General features: G+C 74.9%; 8 protein-coding genes. 3 read left to right on the top strand and 5 right to left on the bottom strand.

Going from position 1 to position 15,953, the window contains the following annotated elements:
- Nucleotides 1-147: 147 nt before the first annotated feature.
- Complete coding sequence (locus tag AB0Q99_RS01160; protein ID WP_363567179.1) at nt 148-366, top strand: hypothetical protein; 219 nt, start codon at nt 148-150, stop codon at nt 364-366.
- A gap of 180 nt (nt 367-546) precedes the next feature.
- Nucleotides 547-3,453, top strand: coding sequence for an AAA family ATPase (locus AB0Q99_RS01155; RefSeq protein WP_363567177.1), 2,907 nt, complete (start codon nt 547-549; stop codon nt 3,451-3,453).
- A 149-nt stretch (nt 3,454-3,602) separates the two neighbouring features.
- Here AB0Q99_RS01155 and sbnB read toward each other — a convergent pair whose 3' ends face one another.
- The 4 genes from sbnB to AB0Q99_RS01135 form a co-directional block, all read right to left on the bottom strand.
- Nucleotides 3,603-4,616, bottom strand: coding sequence for a 2,3-diaminopropionate biosynthesis protein SbnB (gene sbnB / locus AB0Q99_RS01150; RefSeq protein ID WP_363567175.1), 1,014 nt, complete (start codon nt 4,614-4,616; stop codon nt 3,603-3,605).
- Nucleotides 4,610-5,623, bottom strand: coding sequence for a 2,3-diaminopropionate biosynthesis protein SbnA (gene sbnA, locus AB0Q99_RS01145; RefSeq protein WP_363567174.1), 1,014 nt, complete (start codon nt 5,621-5,623; stop codon nt 4,610-4,612). The genes sbnB and sbnA overlap by 7 nt, the downstream gene beginning before the upstream one ends.
- Nucleotides 5,616-5,777 carry a hypothetical protein gene (locus tag AB0Q99_RS01140; RefSeq protein ID WP_363567172.1) on the bottom strand — a complete coding sequence of 54 codons (162 nt, stop codon included), beginning with the start codon at nt 5,775-5,777 and terminating at the stop codon, nt 5,616-5,618. The genes sbnA and AB0Q99_RS01140 overlap by 8 nt, the downstream gene beginning before the upstream one ends.
- A gap of 233 nt (nt 5,778-6,010) precedes the next feature.
- Nucleotides 6,011-7,333, bottom strand: a complete 1,323-nt coding sequence (locus tag AB0Q99_RS01135; RefSeq protein WP_363567170.1) for an MFS transporter — start codon at nt 7,331-7,333, stop codon at nt 6,011-6,013.
- A gap of 185 nt (nt 7,334-7,518) precedes the next feature.
- Here AB0Q99_RS01135 and AB0Q99_RS01130 point away from each other — a divergent pair, with 185 nt between their 5' ends.
- Nucleotides 7,519-14,856, top strand: coding sequence for an amino acid adenylation domain-containing protein (locus tag AB0Q99_RS01130; protein WP_363567168.1), 7,338 nt, complete (start codon nt 7,519-7,521; stop codon nt 14,854-14,856).
- 132 nt (nt 14,857-14,988) lie between these two features.
- Here AB0Q99_RS01130 and AB0Q99_RS01125 read toward each other — a convergent pair whose 3' ends face one another.
- Nucleotides 14,989-15,942: an ornithine carbamoyltransferase gene (locus AB0Q99_RS01125; protein ID WP_363567166.1), complete on the bottom strand. Its 954-nt coding sequence runs from the start codon at nt 15,940-15,942 to the stop codon at nt 14,989-14,991.
- Between the last annotated feature and the right edge of the window lie 11 nt (nt 15,943-15,953).

Raw genomic sequence — 15,953 nt, 5'->3', positions numbered from 1 at the left:
CCGTGCCCGACCGATCCACCGCGCTCGACCGAACCGTCGCGCCTGATCGGGCTGCCCTCTGCCCGACGCGCGTTCACCGCAAGCGGTCGCCTCCGAGACCGTCGGACTCGACCTCCGAGATCATCTGCAGCGGAAGGGAATCCGTTCATGAACACCACCGCCCTCGTGCAGCGTCCGAAGCAGCCGACCGGCGCCTGCCGCGCCGCCACCACCACCGCCGACCACGACCACCCGGCGGGTGAGGTCCGGCTGCGCACCGGCGGCGGGCTCGGCCGCCGTTCCCAACTGCTGCGCGGGCCTTCGGCCTTCCGCATGACCAGCGTGTGGACCACCATCAGCCGAGCGCTGGGCGACGAGCCTCGCTGACCGTCCCGTCGGGCGAACCGGACCACTCCCTCGAGCGGACCGGACCGCCCTGTCGGGCCGACCGGCCGGAACAGGCAGGCGCGCCCGGGGCGGCACATCCCGAGGCAGCACCCCCGGCTTCATGATTGTCTTCTGTGAAGCTCACTATTCATCACAACTTCGGCACAGTAGCCTGCGAACGTGCGCAACACTTCCCCGACGACCATCGGTCGCGAGACCGAACTCGGTCTGCTCGAGCGCGGCCTGAGTAGCCTTCAGTCCCAAGCGGGCCGCGCGGTCTTCCTGGTGGGGGAGGCGGGGATCGGCAAGTCCCGGCTGGCGGGGGACTGTGCCGGCCGGGCCGAGGCGCTGGGCCTGCCGGTGCTGCGCGGACGTGGTAGCCCGACCAGCGCCGGGATCCCGTACCGCCCGCTCATCGAGGCGTTGAACTCCCGCTTCCGGGTCGTCGGTGTCCCCGACGACCCGGAGCTGGAGCCCTACCGTCCGGCTTTGGGCCTGGTGATCCCGCAGTGGCGGCAGACCGCCGTGCCCGGCTACCCCGAGAGCGCGGTCGAGCTGGCCGAAGCCGTGCTGCGGCTGCTGGCGGTGCTCGGCCGGGACGGTGGTTGCCTGCTCGTCCTGGAGGACCTGCACGAGGCCGACTCGGACACCATCGCCGTGGTGGACTACCTGGTCGACAACCTGGCCGGACTGCCCGTCCTCCTGGTGGCCACGCTGCGGCCCGAGCCGGGGGCCGCCCTGGAGCTGGCGCGGGGCGGTGAGCGGCGCCGGGTCGCCGCGCTGGCCGCCCTGGAACCGCTCGGGCCGACGCAGATCGGCGCGCTCGCCGCCGGCTGTCTGGAGCTGCGGTCGGAGCAGGTGCCCGCCGTGGTGGTCGACCGGCTGAGCACCATCAGCAACGGGAACCCCTACCTCGTCGAAGAGTTGCTCACCGAGATGGTCGGCTCCGGGGTGCTGCGCCAGGACGGCGACGGCTGGGTGGTCGTCGGCGACCTGACGGCGGCCGTTCCGGCCAGCGTGGTCAGCGGCCTGCGGCACCGGCTGGAGCAGCTCGATCCGCAGGTGCGCGACCTGCTGCTGCTCGCCGCCACCCTGGGCACCGGCTTCTCGCTCGGCACGCTCCGGCTGATCACCGGCCACAGTACGCGGCTGCTGCTCGACCACCTGGCGGCGGCGGCCGCCTCGGGCTTCGTCGTCCCCGACTCCACCGCCGTCGACCAGTACGCCTTCCGGCACGCGCTCACCGCGGAGGCCCTGCTCGCCGGGCTGCCGCCGGCCGAGCGGGCCGTGATCGCCCGCCGGGCGGCCGAGGCGATCCTGGCGGCCGACCCGGCACTCTCCGACGGACGCTGCCAACTGGTGGCGCGTCTACGGGAGTTGGGCGGTGACCGGGCGGGGGCGGCGCTGCTCCACGCCGAGGCGGGCCGCCGAGCACTCGCCGCGGGGGCCTCCGCCACCGCGGTGAAGCTGCTGGAGCGGGCCCACGAGTCGGCGGCGGCGGCCGACCGGACCGACGTCGTCGAGTCGCTGGTCCACGCGCTGGCCGAGGCCGGTCAGCTGGACCGGGTGTTCGCGTTGGCCGAGTCGTTACCGGAGGCCGGGGCCGACGCACTGGACATCGAGCGTCGCGTCGCCCTGCACACCAGGCTCGCCTGGGCGGCGGTGATCGCCGAGCGCGCCGCCGACACCCGGGCGCAGATCGCCGCGGCCCGCGCGCAGCTCGGCGGCTCCGGCGATCCCCGCCAGACCGCCGCCCTGGCCGTGGTCGAGGGCCATCTGGCGCTGCTGCCCGGCGACGGCGGGGCGACGGCGGAGACCGAGCGGCTGGCCCGCGAGGCGGCCGAGGTCGCCGAGCGCGAGAAACTCCCCGTGGTGGCCTGCCAGGCGTGGCAGTTGCTCGCCCTGCTGGCCCGCGAACGCGGCTTCGACGACGCGGACGCCTGCCTGGAGCGGATGCTCGCCGTCGCGGAGACGCACACCCTGCCGGTCTGGCGGGTGGAGGCGCTGCTGCGGCTCGGCGGGAACGCCTTCATGCGCACCGGTGACGCGCGTCGGATCCGGGAGGCCAGGGACGCCGCCCGCGACCTGGGCGCCCTCGTCCTCGCCCAGCACGCGGAAGGCCTGCTGGCCATGGACGCCCTGCAGCGCGCCGACTTCACGGCCGCCCGGGAGATCATCGACCGCTGCCTGGAGCCGAGCGCCCGGATGCGCAACCTGGGCATCCACCGCTACCTGCTGCTGGTGGCCGCCGCCCTCGCCGCCCACCAGGGCCGGCGGCGGCAGATGGAGCGGGAACTGCTCCGCTTCGAGCAGGCCGACGACTCCGACTCCTTCCTCACGCCGGTTCTGCACGGCCTGTGCCGGGCCTTCTGCGCGCTCCTGGAGGAGAACCGCGCCCGGGCGCTGGCCGACCTGGCCGCCGCGGCCGCCTGGGAGGACCGGCACCCCAACGTGTTCTACCTCAGCGGACGGTACGGCCTCGGCGCGCTGCTCGGCGTCCTCGCGGGGACCGCCGACCGCCCGGCGTACGCGACGGTTCAGGCGGCGCCGGCCGCCGCCCTGGCGTGGAACCGGCAGTTCCTGCTGCTGGCCGACGCCGTCCTGCTCGGACGCGAGGGCCGCGGCGGGGAGGCCGCCGGCCGGGTGGAACAGGCGCTGCAGGCGGCCCGGGGGTTCCCGACCGCCCGGCACCTCGGACTGCGCCTGGTCGCCGAGGCGGCCCTCGCCGACGGCTGGGGCCAGCCGGTCGCCTGGCTGCGGACCGCCGAGGAGTACTTCCACGAGGCCGGCGTACGGTCCGTCGCCGGCGCCTGCCGGTCGCTCATCCGGCGGGCGGGCGTGTCGGTCGCCCAGCGGCGCACCGGGCGGGAGCTGATCCCCGAGGCGCTGCGGGCGAGCGGGGTGACGCCGCGTGAGTACGACGTGTTCGCCCTGCTCGTGGAGCGCCTCGGGAACCAGGACGTCGCCCAGCGGCTGTCCATCTCGCCCCGGACGGTGGAGAAGCACATCGCCAGCCTGCTCCAGAAGACGGGCAGTGCGGACCGCGCGGAACTGTGCCGTCTCGCCCGGGCGCTGTGCGGGGACTGAACCGGACACCTGACCGAAAGCCCGACCGAAAGCCTGACCGGCCCGCGGCGCCTGGGGCTCCGGCGCTGCCGGGCCACGCCAGGCGGGGACGGAGACGACCCCGCCCCGCCCGGCACGGCGTCCCGACGCCGCCCGACGCGTCCCGGCTCCTACCCTTCGGGGCCGAGGAAGTCCGGGACGTCGGTGCCGAGGCCCTGCTCCTGCGCCCGGCGGTGGACCAGGTCGGCGACGGCGAGGTCGAGGACGCCCAGGCCGAAGGGCGAGAAGACCGTCAGCGCCTCGGGGTCGCGGTGGTGGCGGCCGCCGGTGAGGATGGCGCCGATCGAGTCGGCGATGAAGTCGCGGTGTCCGGCCTGCTGTTCGGCGAGGTGCAGGGAGGTGGACTCACGACACACGTGGTCGCCGTCGTCGACGATGTTGACGCTGGACAAGACGGTCTCCGGGGCGAGGTCACGCAGGGACAGGTGGAGCAGCAGCGTCCCCGGTCGGCAGGGTGCGGGGTCCAGGTGCGGGGTGGCGGCGGTGGTGGCCAGGGAGACCAGCCGGTGGGCCGCCAGGGCGTCCTCGATCCGGTCGGCCGTGGTGGTCTTGAGCCCGGGCAGCCGGGCCGCGCACCGATCGGCGAACGCCTGCGCGCGGGCCGGGTCGAGGTCGAACAGGGTGACCTCGGCGAGGTCGGGCAGCAGGGCTCGCAGGAAGGTGAGCACCTCGAAGTTGATCACGCCGCAGCCGATCAGGGTGGCGCCGGTCTGCGGCTCCCGCGGGGCGAGCGTCGCGGCCGCGAGGGCGGCACTGGCCGCGGTGCGCCGGGCGGAGATCACCGAGCCCTCCAGCAGCACCTCGGGGTGGCCGGTGCGCATCGAGTTGAGGATGATCGCGGCCGAGGCCCGCTCCAGTCCGGCGGCCAGGTTGCCCGGGAAGGACGAGATCCACTTGATGCCGGCGACCGGCTCCCGGTCGTCGGGGGCCCCGGTGTTCCCGAGGTAGCCGGGCAGGGCGATGATCCGGTTGCGGGCCTCCTCGGGGAAGCGCAGGAAGAGCGAGTGGGGGAGCGCGGTCCGGCCGGCGGCGTGCAGTCGGTACGCCCGGCTCACCGCCTCGACCACCTGGTGCTCCGCACCGTCCAGGACCTGCCGGACCTCGCGGGCTGTCAGGATCAGCATGGTGTCACCTCGGCCATCGGACCGTTCTCCCTCCACAGGTGGGTGACGTCGCCGAAGTGCGACTCGACCCAGCCGTCGTCGTAGATCGTGTCGAGGTAGCGTTCACCCCGGTCGGGGAGGATCACCGCGCAGGTCGCGCCGGGCGGGATCCGGTCGCCCATCCGCCGGACCGCGGCGAGCACCGCGCCCGACGAGCCGCCGGCGAGGATCGCCTCACGGTGGGCCAGTCGCCGGCAGTTGACCACGCAGTCCAGGTCGCTGACGTGCACCACCTCGTCCGCCAGGCCGTCCTGGTGGAGCGCCGGCCGGACGGCGGCGCCGTGGCCGGGGATGAGCCGGGGCGCGGGCCGACGCCCGAAGATGACGCTGCCCTCGGCGTCGACGGCCACGATGGTCACCGGGAGCTGCTGCTCCCGCGCGTACTCGGCGCAGCCGCGCAGCGTTCCGCACGAACTGGTCGCGCAGAACAGGTAGTCCGGGCCGCCGGGCAGGGCCTCCCGGATCTCCCGCATGGTCGCGTGGTGCGAGCGCGGGTTGAGCGGGTTCGAGTACTGGTCCGGCCAGTAGGCGTGCTCGGTCCCGGCGAGGATCTCGCGCACCCGCCGGATCCGTACCGGCAGGTACTCGCCGGTGACCGGGTCGGTCCGGGTGACGACCTCGACCTCGGCGCCCAGCGCCCGCATGATCGCGATGTTCTGGCGGTTGGCGCGGGGGTCCACCACGCAGATGAGGCGGATCCCGAAGTACCCGCAGACCTGGGCGAGTCCGATGCCCAGGTTGCCCGAGCTGGACTCGACGACGACCGACCGCCCGGGGATCAGCCGGCCCGAGCGGATGCCCTCGCTCAACAGCTCCAGTGCCGAGCGGTCCTTGATGGAGCCGCCCGGGTTGTGCGCCTCCAACTTGGCGAAGAGGCGGAAGTGACTGGTCGGGTCGATTCTGGTCAGCTCGACCAGCGGCGTTCGGCCCACGGTCCGGAGCACACCGGTCGGCACGGTGTCAGCCATCTGCACGGGCTCCGTCGATGGCGCCGCCGTCCGTGCGGCGGCGCGGGCTCGGCGGCCGCGTCCCGGTCCGCCCGGTCCACGCGGGCCGGGTGTGCGGCTCCACGTCGGCGACGACGATCTGGGACGTGCAGGTGTCGGTGGCTTCCTCGGCCACAACTGCCCTCCTAGCCTCAAGATTTGACACTGCGACGGGGCGAGCCTGCCGGGCTGCGGGGAACGGCGGCAAGAGACAAACGGGCAGCGGGACGAGCATGCACGCCCTGCCGCTGTGTCCCCGGCGCCGTGCTCGCGGCGCACGGCGGACCGGCCGGCCGCGCCGGGGCGGCCTGCCCGCGCCGGACGGCCGGTGCGGGCACGCGTCGGCGTACGCGGGACGGCGTTCACGCGTCACGCGCTCGGAGCGGACTCGGCGGCGGTGGTGCCGACGGCGGCGTCGGCCTCGGCCTCGCCGTCGGGCCTGGCAGCGGCGCCGGCCAGGGAGGGAGCGGAGCGCACCGAGGGGCTGAGGGTGGCGGTCGCGCCGAGGAGGACCATCCAGGCGGCCAGTACCACCACGGTGGAGTGCGCCCCGAACCGGGAGAGCAGCGCGCCGCCGATCAGCGAACCCAGCGGGACGGCCCCGAAGGCGATCAGGCCGACCGCGCCGATCACCCGGCCCTGGATGGCGTCCGGGGTGACGGCGAGCTGGTAGGCGGAGGTCACCACGTTCCACACCGGGCCGACGAAGCACATCAGGCCGTACACCGCGCCGATCAGGTACGGGCCGTGGACCAGCAGGAGCACCGGGACCAGCAGCGCCCAGGCCCAGTTGGCGCCGATCACCACGGTCCGCATCGACAGCCGCCGTTCCAGCTCGGGCGCCAGCAGGGAGCCGAGCACCCCGCCGACCGCTCCCAGTCCGAACATCAGGCCGATCGCGGCCGGTGAGCCGCCCTGGTCGCGCGCCATCAGGATGACCGTCAGGAAGACCGCCTGGAACAGCAGGTTGCTGCCCGCGATCAGGAAGGTCGTGGTGCGGATGAACGGCTGGCGCCACAACCAGCGGACGCCTTCGGTGAGGTCGCGGTGCAGCGGGCCGCTGCGCGGGCGCCGCTCGGCCTGGAACTCGGTGCGGATCAGCAGCAGGGAGACCAGCGACCACAGGTAGCTGACGGCGTCGAAGAGGAACGGCAGTGCGCGGCCGAAGCCGAACAGGGCGCCGCCCAGCGGCTTGCCGAGCATCGTGGCGCCGCGGGCCCGCGCCTCGTTGCGGGAGAGCGCGGCGGCGAGCTGGGACGGGTGCACCACGTTGGGGACGGCCGCCGAGGAGGCGATCTGGAAGCACACCGTCAGCGTGCCCTCGGCGAAGCCCACCGCGAGGATGTGCGGCAGCGACAGCCGGTCCAGCAGCAGGGCCGCCGCGACGCTGCCGATGGCCAGGACGCGCAGCACGTCGCACCAGATCATCGTCCGTCGGCGGTTCCAGCGGTCGACCAGGGCCCCCGCCGGGAGCGGGAACAGGAGTTGCGGCACCAGCGCGACGAAGCCGGCGGTTCCCGCGTCCGCCGGGGACCCGGTCAGCGCGAGGACCAGCAGCGGGTACGCCACGCCGGAGGCGTTGGATCCGAGCCCGGAGACCGCCGCTCCCTGCCAGAGCAGCAGGAAGTCCCGGTTGCGCAGCAGCGGCGGCGGGACGTTCCGGGGGAGTTCCTCGCGCACGGTGTCGGTCATGCTCCGATGCTGGGAGGCCGGACGCCCCGGGCCCAGAGAAGGACCGGCAGTCACGCGCGCAGTTCGCCGCCGCAACCTCGGCCGTGCTGACCCTGCCGCCCTTTTCCCGCGGTCGGCAGGCTGACGCCGGGCCGGTGGACCGTCACCGGACCGCTGACCCCGTCGCACGCACAGGAAGGCGAAGGATGAGCACGAGCCCGAGCTCCCGCACGGAGCTGCTGCAGCGGCGCCTGAGCGGCTTGACGAAGAAGCGGCGGGAGGGGATCGCCCCCGTGCCGCGGGACGGCGCGCTCCCGCTGTCGTTCGCGCAGCACCGGATGTGGGTGCTCGACCGGCTCCGGCCCGGCGGCGTCGAGTACCTGATGCCGCTGCTGCTGCGCCTGCCGGGACCGGTGGACCCGGTGGCGCTGCGGCGCGCGCTGGACGCCCTGGTCGCCCGGCACGAGGTGCTGCGCACCCGCTACCCGGCCGTGGACGACGAGCCGGTGCTGGTGATCGACGCGCCGGGGCCGATCGCCCTGACCACCGTCGACCTGGGGTCCGACGGGCCGGAGCAGGCCGAGCGCCGGCTCGCCGAGCTGGTGGCCGAAGACGGCCGGCGGCCGTTCGACCTGGCCGCCGGGCACCCCGTCCGGGCGCTGCTCGCCACGCTCACCGGCGACGCGTACGCGCTGCTGCTGACGATCCATCACATCGCCTCGGACGGCTGGTCGGAGGACGTCCTGCTCGGCGAGCTCGGGCGGCTCTACGAGGCGTTCGCGGCCGGCCTGCCGGATCCGCTCGGCCCGCCCGCCGTGCAGTACGCGGACTTCGCCGCCTGGCAGCGCGAGCAGCTGTCCGGTGACCGCCTCGCCGCCCAACTCGCTTACTGGCGCGGAGCCCTGGCCGACCTCACCCCGCTCGCGCTGCCCACCGACCGACCCCGCGGTCCGGTCCGGGACGCCGCCGGCTCCGTCGCGAGGTTCACCGTCCCGGCCGAACTCGTCGCGCCGCTCGAGGAGTTGGGTCGAGGCCGGGGTGCCACCCCGTTCATGGTGTTCCTGGCCGCCTTCCAGCTCCTGCTGGGCCGCAGCTGCGGGCAGACCGACGTGGTGGTCGGCACCCCGGTCGCGGGCCGGGAGCAGGCCGACGCCCAGGCCATGGTGGGCCTGTTCGCCAACACCGTCGCCCTGCGCGCCGACCTCGCCGGCGACCCGTCGTTCCTGGAACTGCTCGGCCGCGTGCGGGAGTCCGCGCTCGGCGCGTTCACCCACCAGGAGACCCCGTTCGAGCGGCTGGTCGACGAGCTGGCACCCGAACGCGACCCCTCCCGCAACCCGATCTTCCAGGTGGTCTTCCAACTCGCCGCGCACACCCCGGCCGAGCCGGGTGCCCTGCGCGCCGAGCCGCAGCCGGTGGACTGGCATCCCGCCAAGTTCGACCTCTCGCTCGCGCTCACCACCACCGCCGACGGCTCCATCAGCGGCGAACTGGAGTACGCCACCGCGCTGTTCGACCCGGAGACGATCGAGCGGACCGTCGCGCACTACCTGCGGCTGCTGGCCGGCATCGCCGCCGACCCCGGCCGACCGGTCAGCCGGCTCGACCTGCTGCCCGACGCCGAGCGCGAACTCCTCGCGTCCTGGAGCGGAGCCGGCCGCAGCTACCCCGCCGAGGAGACCCTGCCCGAGGTGTTCCAGCAGTGGGCGCGGCGCACCCCCGACGCCCTCGCCGTGACCTGCGACGGCGTCTCGCTGACGTACGCGGAACTGAACGCCCGGGCCAACCGGCTGGCCCACCGGCTGCGCGCGCTCGGCGCCCGCCCGGAGACCCTGGTCGGCGTGCGCTGCGAGCGCGGGCTCGGCCTGGTGGTGGCCCTGCTCGGGGTGCTCAAGTCCGGTGCGGGTTACCTCCCGCTGGACCCGGGCCAGCCGGCCGACCGGCTCGCCCACATCCTCGCCGACGCCGGGGCGACCGCCCTGGTCGCCGACCGGAGCACCGGCGAGGAGGGCGTCACCACCCTGCTGCTCGACGAGGCCGACCAGGACCGGCCCGACCCCGCCCTCTGCGCCGGCCCCGACCCCGACCCCGACCCCGCCCCGCGGGCGACGTCCGGCAACACCGCCTACGTCATCCACACCTCCGGATCCACCGGGGCCCCCAAGGGCGTCCCCGTCACGCACGCCAACGTGCTGCGCCTGCTGCGCTCCTGCCAGGAGGACTTCGGCTTCGGCCCGGAGGACGTGTGGACGCTGTTCCACTCCTACGCCTTCGACTTCTCGGTCTGGGAGCTGTGGGGCGCGCTGCTGAACGGCGGCCGGGTCGTGGTGGTGCCGTTCGCCGTCTCGCGCTCGCCGCAGGACTTCCTCGACCTGCTGGTCGCCGAGCGCGTCACCGTGCTCAACCAGACCCCCTCGGCCTTCCGTGGCCTGCAGGAGGCCGTCGAGCTGGCCGACCTCCGCCCCGAGGCACTGTCGCTGCGGACCGTGGTCTTCGGCGGCGAAGCGCTGGACGTGGCCGAACTGGGGCCCTGGTTCGACCGGTTCGGCGACCGACGGCCCGCCCTGGTCAACATGTACGGCATCACCGAGACCACCGTCCACGTCACCCACCGCCCGGTGCGGGCCGAGGAGACCGCCGGTGCCCGGCGCAGCCCGATCGGCCGCCCGCTCGGCGACCTGCGGCTCCACCTCCTCGACGCGGACCTCACCAGGGTGCCGATCGGCGTCCCGGGCCAGCTGCACGTCTCGGGGCCCGGCCTGGCCCGCGGCTACCTGAACCGTCCGGCGCTGACCGCCGAGCGGTTCCTGCCCGACCCGTACGCCGGCACCCCGGGCGCCCGGATGTACCGCACCGGCGACCTCGCCCGCTACGGCGCCGACGGCGAACTGGAGTTCCTCGGCCGGGCCGACAGCCAGGTGAAGATCCGCGGCCACCGGATCGAGCCCGGCGAGATCGAGGCGGCCATCGGCGGCCTCCCCGACGTGGACAAGAGCCTGGTGATCGCGCACCGCCGCGCCGACGAGCGGGAGGCCCGCCTGGTCGCGTACGTCGCCCCCCGGGCGGGCCGCACCCTCGACGTCGCGGAGCTGCGCGCCGCCCTCGGCCGGACGCTGCCCGGCTACATGGTGCCGGCGGTCTTCGTCCCGCTGGAGGCCTTCCCGATGACGGCCAACGGCAAGATCGACCACCGCGCCCTGCCCGCCCCCGAGGCCCACCGCGCGCTCGGCGGCCCCGAGCACGTCGCCCCGCGCACCGGGACCGAGCGGATCGTCGCCGAGACCTGGGCCGAGGTCCTGCGCCTGCCCCGGGTCGGCGCCCTCGACAACTTCTTCCACCTGGGCGGCGACTCGATCCGGGCGATCAAGGTCGTCGGCGCGCTGCGGCGGCGCGGGATCGACCTGGCGGTGCAGAACCTGCTGGTGCACCAGAGCGTCGAGGGCCTGGCCCGGTTCGCCGACCACGCCGCGCCCGGCGGGCCGGCCGGCGTGGAGGAGCAGCGGGTGGCGCCGTTCGAGCTGCTCTCGCCGGCCGACCGCGCCGCCCTGCCGCCCGGCCTGGTGGACGCCTACCCGCTCGCCATGGTGCAGGCCGCGATGGTCTACCAGATGCTCGCGGACCGGGACGAGAGCCCGTACCACAACATCACGCTCTTCCCGTTCGTCGACGACGCGCCGTTCTCGCTGCCCGCGATGCGGGAGGCCGCGGCCCGGCTCGCCCGGCGGCACGAGATCCTGCGCACCGGCTTCGACCTCACCGGGTACTCCGAGCCGCTCCAGCTCGTCCACGCCGACGGGACGGTGGAGGTCGGCCACGACGACCTGCGCGGGCTCGACGAGGAGCGGATCCGGGCCGAGCTGGAGGAGTTCACCACCCGGACCCGCCGCACGCCCTTCGACATCGGCCGGGCGCCGATGCTGCGCTTCCACGTCCACCAGACCGCCGACGACCGCTGGACGTTCTCCTTCATCGAGTGCCACGCGATCCTCGACGGCTGGAGCCACCACTCGCTGATCGACGAGGTGATGCGCGACTACCGGGCGATCCGCGACGGGCGGGCCCCGGCCGACGACGCCGGGCAGCGGCACACCGTCCGCTACGCCGACCACGTCGCGCTGGAGCGGCGCTCCCTCGCCGGCACCGAGGACCGCGCGTTCTGGCAGCAGCGGGTCGCCGACTTCGAGCGCGTCGTCCTGCCGCCGTCCTGGGCCGCCGATCCGGCGGCCGGCGAGCGGCCGTACCAGGTCACCGTTCCGTTCCACGACCTGGAGCCGGCCCTGCGCGAGCTGGCCGCGGCCGGCGGGGTGCCGCTCAAGAGCGTGCTGTTCGCCGCGCACCTGAAGGCGATGGCCGTGATCAGCGGCAGCCGCCGCTTCCACAGCGGACTGGTCTTCAACGGGCGCCTGGAGACGGAGGGCGGGGAGCTGGTGCGCGGCATGCACCTCAACACCGTGCCGCTCGGCGTCGAACTGACCGGCGGGACCTGGCGCGAGCTGGTGGGGCAGGTGTTCGCCGCCGAGGTGGCCGCCTGGCCGCACCGACGCTTCCCGCTGCCGGAGATGCAGCGCGCCTGGGGCGACGGCACCCCGCTGGTCGAGGTGTCCTTCACCTACCTGGACTTCCACGTCCTGGACGACCGGCGGATCGAATCCGGCAAGGTCGTCGACGTCAGCCCGAACGAGTTCGCGCTGGACGCCTCGACCTTCCCCGGGGTGTTCGTCCTCTACGGCCGCCCCGAGCGGATCAGCCGGGCCAACGGGGAACGGCTGGCCGGGCTGTACCGGCGGATCCTGGAGGCGATGGCCGCCGACCCGCTGGGCGACTCCGGCATCGACGCCCTCGCCGCCGAGGAGCGCGAGCTGCTCGACCGCTTCGCGACCGGCCCCGGGACGGTCGTCCCGGACGCCTGCGTGCACGAGCTGTTCGAGCGGCAGGCCGCCCGCACCCCGCACGCGGCCGCGCTGCACCGCGCCGACGGCAGCACCGTCGACTACGCCGAACTCAACGCCCGCGCCAACCGGATCGCCCGGCGGCTGCGCGGGCTCGGCGTCGGCCCCGAGTCGAAGGTCGGGGTGCTGCTGCGCCGGGGCCCGGACCTGGTCGCGGCGCTGCTCGCGGTGCTCAAGGCCGGGGCCGCCTACCTGCCGCTCGACCCGGCCCACCCGGCCCGGCGGCTGGCCGGCGTGCTCACCGAGACCGGCGCCGCGGCCGTCCTCACCCAGGCGGAGCTGGCCCCGCTGGTCGCCGGCCACCCCGCCGAAGCCGTGCTGCTCGACCGCGACGCGGAGACCGCCGCGCAGGACGGGGACGACCTCGGCCCGATCGCCACGCCCGCCGACCTGGCGTACATCGTCTACACCTCCGGCTCCACCGGCACCCCCAAGGGGGTGATGATCGAGCACCGGTCCCTGGTCAACTACGCGTCCTGGGCGGCGGCCGAGTTCCCGGACGTGCACGGCACCGGGTCCCCGCTGTACTCCGCGATGGCCTTCGACCTACCGGTCACCTCGCTCTTCCCCGCGCTGCTCTCCGGGCGGCCGGTCACCCTCACCGAGGACGACGGCACCCCCGGCCTGGACGGCCTGGTCGCCGTCCTGGAGCGCGGCGGATTCGGCCTGGTCAAGCTGACCCCCACCCACCTGGCACTGCTCAACCGGACCCTGCCGCCCGCCGCGCTCGCCTCCGCCACCGACCGGCTGGTGGTCGGCGGCGAGCAGCTCACCCGCGAGGCGCTCAGCGCCTGGACCGAACACGCCCCGGCCACGGCGGTGGTCAACCACTACGGCCCGACCGAGGCGACCGTCGGCTGCTGCATCCTGAAGTCCCGCGCCGACAGCCTGCCCGAGGGCCCGGTGCCGATCGGCCGGCCGGTGGCCAACACGGTGACGCGGATCCTCGACCGCGACCTGCGGCTCGTCCCGGTCGGCGTCCTGGGCGAGCTGTACATCGGTGGCGCCCAGCTGGCCCGCGGCTACGTCCAGCGGCCCGCGCTGACCGCCGACCGCTTCGTCCCCGACCCGTACGCGGCCGCGCCCGGCGCCCGGCTCTACCGCACCGGGGACCTGGCCCGCTACCGGGAGGACGGCCTGCTGGAGTTCGGCGGCCGGGCGGACGACCAGGTGAAGATCCGCGGCTACCGGGTCGAGCCCGGCGAGGTGGAGGGCGTGCTCCGTCGCCACGGGGCGGTCCGGGAGGTCGCCGTCCGGGTGCGCACCGCGGCCGGCGGTGACCGCGGCCTGGTCGCGTACGTCGTGCCGCGCGACGGCGCGGACATCCGGGCCGCGGAGCTGCGGGACTGGCTGCTCGGCCACCTGCCCGAGTACCTCGTCCCGTCCGCCTTCGTCCTGCTGGACGCCCTGCCGCTGACCCGCAGCGGCAAGGTCGACCCGCACGCCCTGCCCGAGCCCGACGCCGACAGCCTCCCCGCCACGACGTACCTGGCGCCGCGCACCGCGATCGAGGGCATCCTGGCGACGGCGCTGGCCGAGGTGCTGGGCCTGCCCCGGATCGGCGTGGACGACTCCTTCACCGACCTCGGCCTGCATTCGCTGATCGCCATGCGGGTGATCGTCAAGCTCCGGGAGGAGCACGGGACGGCGGTCGCCTTCCGCGACTTCTACCAGCACCGCACGGTCGCCGAGCTGGCCCGGGCGATCGACCCCGCCGTCGCCGCCGACCTCGCGCCCGCACTCGTCGCCGACCCGGCGCACGCCGCGGACGGCCTCGCGGACGCCGTGCTGTGGCTGCGGCGCGAGGGCGGGCGGGCACCGCTGTTCTGCGTCTACCCGGGCGGCGCCCAGTGGTACGTCCACCTGGCCGAGCACCTCGCCGAGGACCGCCGGGTGGTCGGCCTGGAGTGGCCCGGCCTGCACCGCGACGTCGCCTCCCCGCAGAGCATCGGCAGCGTCGCCGAGCAGTTCCTCGGCCGGATCCGGGCCATCCGGCCCACCGGCCCGTACCACCTGCTCGGCTGGTGCGGGGCCGGGCCGGTCACCAGCGAACTGGCGCACCGGCTGCACCACGACGGCGAACGGGTCACCTTCGCCCTGCTCGACCCCGCCCTGGACAGCCACACCCGCCGGAACCTGTGGGACGAGGCGGCGATGCTCGCCCGCGGCGAGCGCCTGCTCGGCGAGCTCGACCTGGCGGAGCGGGAGGAGGAGGTCGAACTCCTGCAGGCGGAGTTCCTCAAGGTGCTCGACCACGTCATCGACGAGGGACCCAAGCTGGCACCCCGGCCCGGTGACACCTTCTGGGCGGGCCGGCTGAAGGTCTGGCGCGAGCTGGCCCAGGCCACCCTCGGCTACCGGCACCGGCCCTACCCGGGGCGGATGCACCTGCTGATCGGTGACGAACTCGCGGGCGGCGCGCACGACGTGGCCTCCGGCCAGTCCTTCCGGGACTACCTGACGCGCTGGACCGAGCTGACCCCCGGAGGCCTGGAGGTCCACCGGGTCGGCGGCGACCACCTCGGCGTGCTGCAGCCTCCGCACGTCGCGGGGCTCGCCGGGGTGCTCGACCGGCTGATGGCGGAGCAGGACTGACGGCCGGTCGGAGGTGAGGCCGGCTCCCCGCGGCTGTGTCGCGGGGAGCCGGCCACCGCGTTCCGGCGCCGGCGGACACGACGAAGGGGCCGCCTCCCGACAGTCACCGGGAGGCGGCCCCTTCGGCCGGGCTCACGCGTCGCCGGCCCCCGCCGGGCCGCCGCCGACGCACCACTCCAGCACCGCGCGGGCACTGTGGTACTTGTTCTCGGCCTGCTCGAAGGCGATCGAGAGGGGCCCGTCCAGCACCTCGGCGGTCACCTCGTCGCCGCGGTGCGCGGGCAGGTCGTGCATGAACAGCGCGCCGGGGACGGCCTCCATGACGGCCTTGTCCACCCGGAACGGCTCGAAGGCGAGCCGCCAGTCGGGGTCGGGCTTGGTCGTGCCGGTGGTCTGCCACCGGGTGGTGTAGACCACGTCGACCTCCGGCAGGTCGGCCATGTCGTGCCGCTGCTCCACCAGCGCGCCGCTGCCCGCCGCGTACTCGGCGGCCCGGTCGAGGTAGCGCCGCTCGACGCCGTAGCCGGCCGGCGTCCGCAGGTGCAGCGCCGTCCCGGGGTAGCGGGAGAGCGCCAGCGTCAGCGCCGAGGCGGTGTTGTTGCCCTCGCCGACGTAGAGCACCCGCAGGCCCTCGATCCGCCCGAACCGGCCGAGCAGCGTGGTGAGGTCGGTGAGCGCCTGGGTGGGGTGCTCGGCGGCGCTCATCGCGTTGACGACGGCCATCCGCCGCTGGGCGGCGAAGGCCCGCAGCTCGGCCTCGGTGCCCGCGGTCCTGGCCACCAGGACGTCGAGCATCCGGGACAGTACGGCGGCGGTGTCCTCGACCGTCTCCCCGGTGTTCTCCTGCAGGTCGCCGGGGCCGTAGGTGATCAGCCGGCCGCCCAGGCGCAGCGTTCCGGCGGAGAAGGCGGTGCGGGTGCGGGTGGAGGTCTTGCGGAACAGCACGCCCACCACCGCGTCGCGCAGCGGACGGGCGTCCTCGCAGCGGCCGGCCGCGAAGTCGGCGCCGCGCCGTACGATGCGGTGCAGGGATGCGACGTCGAGGTCGTCGATCGAGATCAGGTGGCGGCGGATCGGTCGGGACATTGCGCGCTCCT

Origin of the sequence: Kitasatospora sp. NPDC086791 (assembly GCF_040685975.1) — a bacterium.
Classification (GTDB): Bacteria; Actinomycetota; Actinomycetes; order Streptomycetales; family Streptomycetaceae; genus Kitasatospora.
Note: the sequence above shows the minus strand (reverse complement) of the source record. Positions and strands in the feature narration are given on the sequence as shown.